Origin of the sequence: Vibrio sp. 10N.261.55.F4 (assembly GCF_041470465.1) — a bacterium.
In the GTDB taxonomy this organism is placed as follows: Bacteria; Pseudomonadota; Gammaproteobacteria; order Enterobacterales; family Vibrionaceae; genus Vibrio; species Vibrio crassostreae_C.
In genome coordinates this window covers 529444-537119 of the sequence record NZ_JBFRMM010000002.1, presented here as the reverse complement: position 1 = coordinate 537119, position 7676 = coordinate 529444, and the positions used below count along the sequence as shown (strand labels likewise).

Genomic DNA, 7676 nt, shown 5'->3' with positions numbered 1-7676 from the left:
GCTTAAGGTTCTGTCTATGAAGGCAGGCTAAACTCTTAAAGCGACCTAACAAAAATAGCCATTATAATTTACTTACACAATACCGATCTAAATGCAAGACATTGAAATTAATATACATTAATATGTCCGTGAACTTAATAGGGATATATTAATGCTCTCGAAAGAAAATAACCGTTTTATCAGTCATTGCTCTAACTGTTCTTGTTAGTTGTAAAAAAGATAAAGACGAAGGCGGCTCATATCCTAATGATGTTCCTGGGCGCTCTAACACTTACATTAATGTGACAAACTGAAGTCAACCTATAACTTTATTTGCTAGCAAAGATACAACAAGCCTCTTTGCTAGTGAGATTTCATTGTAGGCTCACCAAATGGCGCTAATCATGACACTATCAAAAAAATTCTGCGAGCAACGTCGGTTGCATTTGACTTACATGTTGAAAATGAAGATTTTGATAAGCTTCACGAGCTAGACCTAGATGGTACGCGAATGGAAATTTGGGTAGAACGTTCAGAAGAAGTAATGGATTTGGATGCTCGGAGGGTGTGACTATTGATAACGGTAGAAGCGATGGAAATCTAGACTTGTTACTTGATCATGATTTTGTTCACTTATTAACTGACCATTTGAATAAAAATCGATAACGGATGTTCTTTCGTCGCTGGATTGATGAGGGATTAGCAGAGGTTGCATCTTGTGATGGTAAAGTCAATAAGAGCCAAATAAATACTCTTATTTCAATGCCTGCAATTAGGAGCTATTTGAATGGCAGCCTACCCATCGTTTAATCACAGATAAGACAGATGAGGATATATCGACATGGCTAGGTTGCATGCTAAACAGAATTCGATTTTCCTTAACATGGTAAATACGTAACTGCATCGAATTACGATCTAGTAGGCAATGATTATTTCCCTGTGTTTGTATTCAATAAGGCTATGGCTCATACAGGAATTACATATGACTACCTAGTTGAGATTTTACGAGCTTAGGTTGTTGATGGTTATTTATAATAAACTTGGATAGTGAACACTTTTAGCCGCCTAAAATCGGACTCACCCGAACCTATTCTTTTCATATTCATTGCATACAAAAAATGGTGATCTTATTAAGGGTTCACCACAAAAAAATATCTCAAAAAAATTAACATTATTAATTGCAATAAACAATAAACCTAACAATTTCTTCAACTTACTTACAAAGGGTTATCATGAATCAATGCTGCTTCGGCTATAAAGAAGAACTATTCTGCAATACTTGTGGTTCTATCCTTACTTCATCATCAAAAAATATTATTGATTTATTCCCAGACGCATTGGAAATTATTAGTGCCTACTTAGGGAAAAAACCATATGTATTTACAGGTGAAGTAATTTTTAAATACATATATACAGCCAAGGAAAAAAGTAGTGTCGCCAATGAGCGGACTTGCATTTTTATAACACTCAAAGACACTGACAGTAACACAATTCAAACAAATCTAGATTACGACTATGACGATTCTTTCAATGTTGAATTGGGGGATATAATTACCTGTGCCTCATCAGAGGGTTGGCAATTCAGCGAATCTTTAAGAATAGACAAGCATGATAAAGCTCATGTGAAAACAAGAGACACAGCCATGATTGCTTTCAAGCATGAATTGCGGGGCAATAGACTCTTAGATTCAGTACCAGCTCCCACTTTAAGCCCTCCATCTAACGTAAGGCTTCTAATTTTTACATTATTATACTTATTCTTCGGTCCGATACTGATATACCAGGTACACAATGCATTTTATCCTCAAAGTTATCATTCACCGAGTAGTTTTGGAATTGCGTTAATGGCTACAGTTCCTCTAGGTTTTGTTGGGTGGTTTCACGGATATTTAAACGGAAAGAAACATAAAAGGAAGATATTTGAAAGGAGAGAAATTGAATATCTCAGCTTAATGTCCCTAATAGAAAAAATTAAAGAATCACCTTTAAAAGCAATTGGAGTCAAGCTAAGACGCCCTAAGCTTATTTTATACTCACGTTGTTACAAATGTAACTCTAAGAACTTAGAGTATAGTAGGTTCTGCTCATCATGTGGAGAAAAACTTAAACAGAACAATTTTTCAGAAAATAATCCACACAATAGTAAAGAAGATTTTTCACTGGTAGTAGAGCCTATCTCCACTGAGCCCAGTGCACTTTTTGAAAAAAGTGAAGTCAAGGAAAAAACATCGTTATCACCACTTACCGCAAAGGAAATAGAAATAAGCCCTATTGATAGATTCAAGCAAGAAATTAGTGATACTACTCAATTCAAACATCAAGTAGTGACTGATTACTTACAGAAAAAGGTTATGGAATCCAACATAAAATTCCAATTAACTACCCTATCCTTTTTTGGACAAGTTATAAGAATGGATGATAAGGTTGAGGTTCGAAAAAAAACAGAAAAGCTAACGTGGTCAGATGGCAGGACGACTTATACGACTTATAATCACCATAGAAATTCAGAGGCTTCTGCGACGCTCACTTTAGAGTTACCGAATGGTGACAAAAGACAAATTGATATTCCACAGTCAATCATGAACAACATAAAACCAGATGACTGGCTATCAATATCGTTTATTCAAGTTAGAGAGGCAGGCAAACACATTCATTGTTTTTACGAAGATGTATATAACTACACTACGAAAAAGGATGTTGCTACTAATCAGGTCAAGTTTAAAAAGTCATTATTACGTGGACGTGCTGTATATTTATTTAGGCCTATTACGCTATCATTACTATTAACAGCGTGCTTCCTTCTTTGGACGGCATACGATATGATTTTCAGGTGGTCTGGTCTTGATTATTATAATACATATATGTTTACTGTTGCACCATGTATAATTGTGTTGTTTGCGTATAGTATTATTGGAGGGTTGAAACGGTATCCAGGAAATCGTAAACGATTTAAGGACGTGAATGATGGTGTATATACCTTCAGGCGTAGATTGGATGAATTACAGCCTCCGTTGCAACAACGTTTAGATGATGCTTTAAAAAAGAAATGAAATATTGGGTAAACTTTCCTATTTGGTGGGGTATCAAACTTAGCCTCACAACTAGAGGTTTACGATAAGAAAAAGTAAGTCAGTTCCCAAAGTGAATGCCTTACAGAATAGTTATTGTAAAACGTAAAGTGTCACAGGCTTTTCAGGAGAAAAGCCTGTGACGGCTTCTATCTGTCAGCAGTCTGTTTTCTCAGACAACCTCAGGGCACTGAACCCTGTCATAGATAACCCCTTGCGAAGAAACATCGTAAACGTGTAGCTATAGCAATTCACTCGCTCTTAACTTACTATCTATAGCTAAGTCCAGTAACGCTAGCTGCATCAAATCGTTTTCAATCTCCAGCCTAGTTCTGTAGTGGCATAGTGAGGCTTTGTTGCGTAATTAAATTTAAAGATAGAACTACCCCGTTTCGCGTATTTCTTAATCAATACGACAAGTTTCAGGCATACCTAACCCAGTAAGCTTGTTCAACGCTTTTATCATCGCGTAAGTTTCACCCACCTGGGCATTGTAATTTCTTAAGCTCAGTTTCCCTCCTAGCAACTGTTTAACTCGATACATCGCTGTTTCTGAGAGTGAACGTTTGTGGTATCCATACCGCTCTTTCCAATACTTATTTGAGCCGTATAATTTCTGGCAACCCACGGCGAGATTTCGAGGGTGACCACGCTCCCAGAAGGCTGCCCCTTCTCTTGGGGGAATAAGCGCAATAGCTCCCTTAATCTTAATAGCAGCGTGACACGCTCTCGTGTCGTAAGCGCCATCACCAGACACCTCAAGGATACTTCGGCGTGTTTGTTTCAGTAAGTTCGGGAGTACTTCTCCATCTGTAACCGTCGATAAACTTAGCTCAGCGGCAATGATCTCATGAGTGTTGGTATCGACGGCAATATGAAGCTTTCGCCAGACTCTACGCTTGCCATCCGTCCCATGTTTTTTGACTTTCCATTCACCTTCGCCATAAACCTTAAGGCCAGTAGCATCAATAGCTAGGTGCTGTATCGCTCCTCTCGTTTTAGTCTTAAATGAAACCTCAACTTGCTTGGCTCTACGACTGATGCAGGTGTAATGCGGACAACTTAACGGTACATGGGCTAACCTAAATATCGAGTCGATAAATCCTTGCAGCGCTCTCAATGGCATAGAAAAAACTCGTTTCACCATGAGTGCTGTCGTGATAGCTAAATCACTGAACCGACGCGGCCTCCCGCGCTTATTCTGTTTGCTTTGCGCCCAGCCGCTTATCGCCCTTCATCAATCCAAAAGGTCAGAGAGCCACGGTTAATGAGTGATTGATTGTATTGCTTCCAGTTGGTTGTTTTATAACGAGGTTTAGGCATAGGGCTACGAGAGGGAGTGAATGTAGCTGATCAGATCGTAGGTTCTGGATTTAGTTCCACTGAATTACGCAACAAAGCCCTTCTAGAAAGCTAATTAGCTGCGGTTTGATGTTGTTCACCAAAACTTCCTTTGAAGTCCCAGTTATTACAAAATCATCAGCGTATCCAATGAAGTTGACTCTATCGCCAGTTTTACGTGCTACCGACTTAACCAGATTTTCTAAACCTGCTAACGTCAACAGCATAAGCGTTGGGGAAATTATACCGCCTTGAGGCGTCCCCTCTGCTGTCTTGTAAAACAGTCCTTTATCGATAAAACCGCACTCAAGCCATTGCTTCAACATTCGTTTATCTGTTTGAATGTTATCGATTAGCCACTGATGACCAATTTTATCGAAACAAGCCTTAATGTCCCCCTCAAGAACCCATTGTGCTGAACGTTTAAGACCCAAGCATTTGAAGCATTGTTCGATTGCATCGGCTGTGCTTCTATTAGGTCGAAAACCATAGCTATTTAGGTCAGCAATGGTCTCAGAGATAGGCTCCAAGGCAAGTAGATAAAGCGCTTGTTGCGCTCGATCTATCATACACGGAATACCTAAAGGTCTGAGTTTGCCGTTTTTCTTGGGGATATAGATACGTCTGAGTGGTTTAGCTTTGTAGCCTTTCCGACTCAATTGATTAACCGCTGCCACACGACGAGCATCCGTATTCCAGATGATGCCGTCGATTCCTGGCGTTTTGCTGCCTTTATTTTGTGACACTCGTTTAACGGCAAGAAGTTTTGCCGCTTTTGAGTGAGTTAGTATCCACTGCAATGCTTTCGCCTTACTGCGTTTACCTTCTCGAGTTGCTTTTGCAATGCGTATTTGAAGCTTTAATACGTGTTGTTCGACGGCTTTCCAGTTAATGGATTGCCATCGAGTGCCGTTAGGAGAGGCACTAACTTCTTTTGAAGCTACCATTTGCATTTCTCCTTGAATAAAGTTCTTCAAATTATCTTGCAACGGGAGACCAGCTAGAAGTCAGCTCGCTTTCGCGCCAGATAACAACCTGTATCCGCATCATTACAACGCGGCTTTCGCTTTTTCTAGCCTCCTTTACCTGCACCACTATCGGCTGTCTTTGCAGACCGCTTTCCCAAAGGGAGAAGTACAGGCTTACCCTGTTCCGTATGTCGCGCAACGTCGGGTTAGATGCCCACTATAATGCGGAGAGCGTCTTGATCACGAAAGAGCACTGTCCAATCTCTTTCCTACTCTCATGCCTTTTGGCCACAGCGTATTAACCACTTCCGCTGATCCACGTATAACGCATCTTAAATGGATTCACTTACGTTCATCATACCAACACCCTAGCACTCACCCAATTGTGGTTATCAGGAGGAACGTCCTCTCACGAATTCATTCCCGCTCAGCAAAGGCTGAACTTCGTTACATTGTCGGGTTCGCTGCTTTATTCAGAACCCTAGGGTCATCTGGTGATACAGATGGTTCACACTTGTTGCGGTGAACAGCACTTCATACGACTTCAGGTCGCACGGACAATTCCGTGTCAGTGACTTTTCTAAATTAGTATTTAATGAATAACTACAGGTATAACAAAGTAATTGTTGAGCGCTAATGGGAAGAATTGGTTTATGGTGCGAAAGCAACTGAATTCATATAAAATAGCATAACTAATTGATTCCTATATTTATCAGAGGCAAAGATGAAAAAAACTTTAATTGCAATCAGCTGTACAGCGATCATCGGTGGTGGTGCCTTGGTTGCCAATAACATGTTGATTAAGAATGCAGCAGAAACTGTGACCAGTGAAGTTGAAAGCTCACTAATTGGACTAAAAAACCAATTCATTGATGCCCAACTGATCGATACGGAAATCAACAATAACAATATCAAGCAGAATTTCGCTATCTACATAAACAATGGTTCAAAAAGACTTCCTGAACCAATCTACCTAAGCCACACAGCAACGGTTGCGCCATTCGGACTTAGCGTTGAAGGTAATTTTAGTCTCCCGAAGGATAAAGGACTTACCTCAACGTTAATCAGAGAGGTAGCAAGCTTAAATGAAAGCATAAAATACACATTCGATACCAGCAATCAGTCTTTAGATCTACAAAGCAACTTCTCACTTGGAGAAATCAATACAGGCCGCTCAAGCAACTTCAAACTTGGCGATGTTGAGATTCTGTTTAAAGGCAATAAAGAAGCCTTCACTACATCCACAAAAATTGACGGAATTAGAATCTCTGAAAGAAGAGAACAGGCCTATATAAACGGCATTGAGCTTAAGTCAAATATCACTAATGACACCCATAATACTGAAATAATTGCAAATGATGGAGGTTTCAACGATCGATCTGGTGGATTTAGCTTCAAAGACGCGAAGTTTCATTCAGCAATTACAATTGAAGACAATACGAGCCTGAAGCTTGATTGGAAAGTTGACTCACTAGATCTTCAATCTCCAAACATCACCCAACTATCGAACAAACTTGGCTTAAGTGGTGAGATTAAAGGAGTTAATACTCAAGAGCTTAATAGCTTCATCGGTTTGATTGAAAGAAATCCTACAGAGGAAACAATTGAGGCTGCTTTTAAATCCATAATAGGTAATGGGATCAAATTCGAGAATATCAACATCTTCGTTAATGACTCAAGTTCCGATGGAGAAATTGAAATAATGCCTAAAAATTATAAAGGCTTAACTAACCGAGAATCAGAAGAGGCATTTGAGAAGTCCCTTAAAGTTGACTTCAATGTCACTATCACACCAAAGCTAGTTAAATTACTTGAAATCAACCAAAACGCATTGGACAGACTGTGGAACGAAGAAGAGTCAGGTAACTACACCACAACGATCAAGCAATCACTTGGGAAGACATTCATCAATGGCGTCGAAGCGAACTAACATTTCGTTCAAAAGTCTATTGCCGCCTTGCTATTTGAACATGCTAGGCGGCATGAATTCTCAGCTAAAGTACCAAAAGTACTCCATATATAGTAACGCCTTTCTTCACCGCATAAAATTAACTCAAAAGTTTTAAATATCCCTATGGTCGATACTGCATATCTGAGAAATTCTGAAGGGTAGACTCGGTCGGATTACCTCTTATAGGGTTAATATATATAAACACGATATTTACTATCTCGAACTCTAACCAACAATGGGGCAAATCCGTGTTAGCCCAACCTCCCTCGGTAATCACACCAACCTCAAATTCCCTCCTAATCTCCCCTTAATCCGTATTTTCGACCCATTATGATTTCGTGGAAAGGGGAGGAACTGAATGCCGATGGC

General features: G+C 39.7%; 2 protein-coding genes and 3 pseudogenes. 2 read left to right on the top strand and 3 right to left on the bottom strand.

Features of this window, described 5'->3' with window-relative positions; all coding sequences use genetic code 11:
* Positions 1-1211: 1211 nt before the first annotated feature.
* Positions 1212-3029 (top strand): hypothetical protein, encoded by a 1818-nt coding sequence (locus AB4249_RS03155; RefSeq protein WP_372102308.1) that lies wholly within the window; start codon positions 1212-1214, stop codon positions 3027-3029.
* 262 nt (positions 3030-3291) lie between these two features.
* Here the strand turns inward: AB4249_RS03155 and AB4249_RS03150 are convergent.
* The 3 pseudogenes from AB4249_RS03150 to AB4249_RS03140 all read right to left on the bottom strand — a co-directional run.
* Positions 3292-3381 (bottom strand): annotated as a pseudogene (locus AB4249_RS03150) (integrase); the annotation flags it as partial.
* A 69-nt stretch (positions 3382-3450) separates the two neighbouring features.
* A pseudogene (locus AB4249_RS03145) lies at positions 3451-4370 on the bottom strand (IS5 family transposase).
* 80 nt (positions 4371-4450) lie between these two features.
* Positions 4451-5335, bottom strand: a pseudogene (locus AB4249_RS03140) (reverse transcriptase domain-containing protein); the annotation flags it as partial.
* A 745-nt stretch (positions 5336-6080) separates the two neighbouring features.
* Between AB4249_RS03140 and AB4249_RS03135 the strand changes: the two are divergent.
* The gene (locus AB4249_RS03135; protein ID WP_017068538.1) at positions 6081-7286 is read left to right on the top strand and encodes a hypothetical protein; all 1206 of its coding nucleotides are present in this window, start codon (positions 6081-6083) and stop codon (positions 7284-7286) included.
* The last annotated feature ends 390 nt before the right edge of the window (positions 7287-7676 follow it).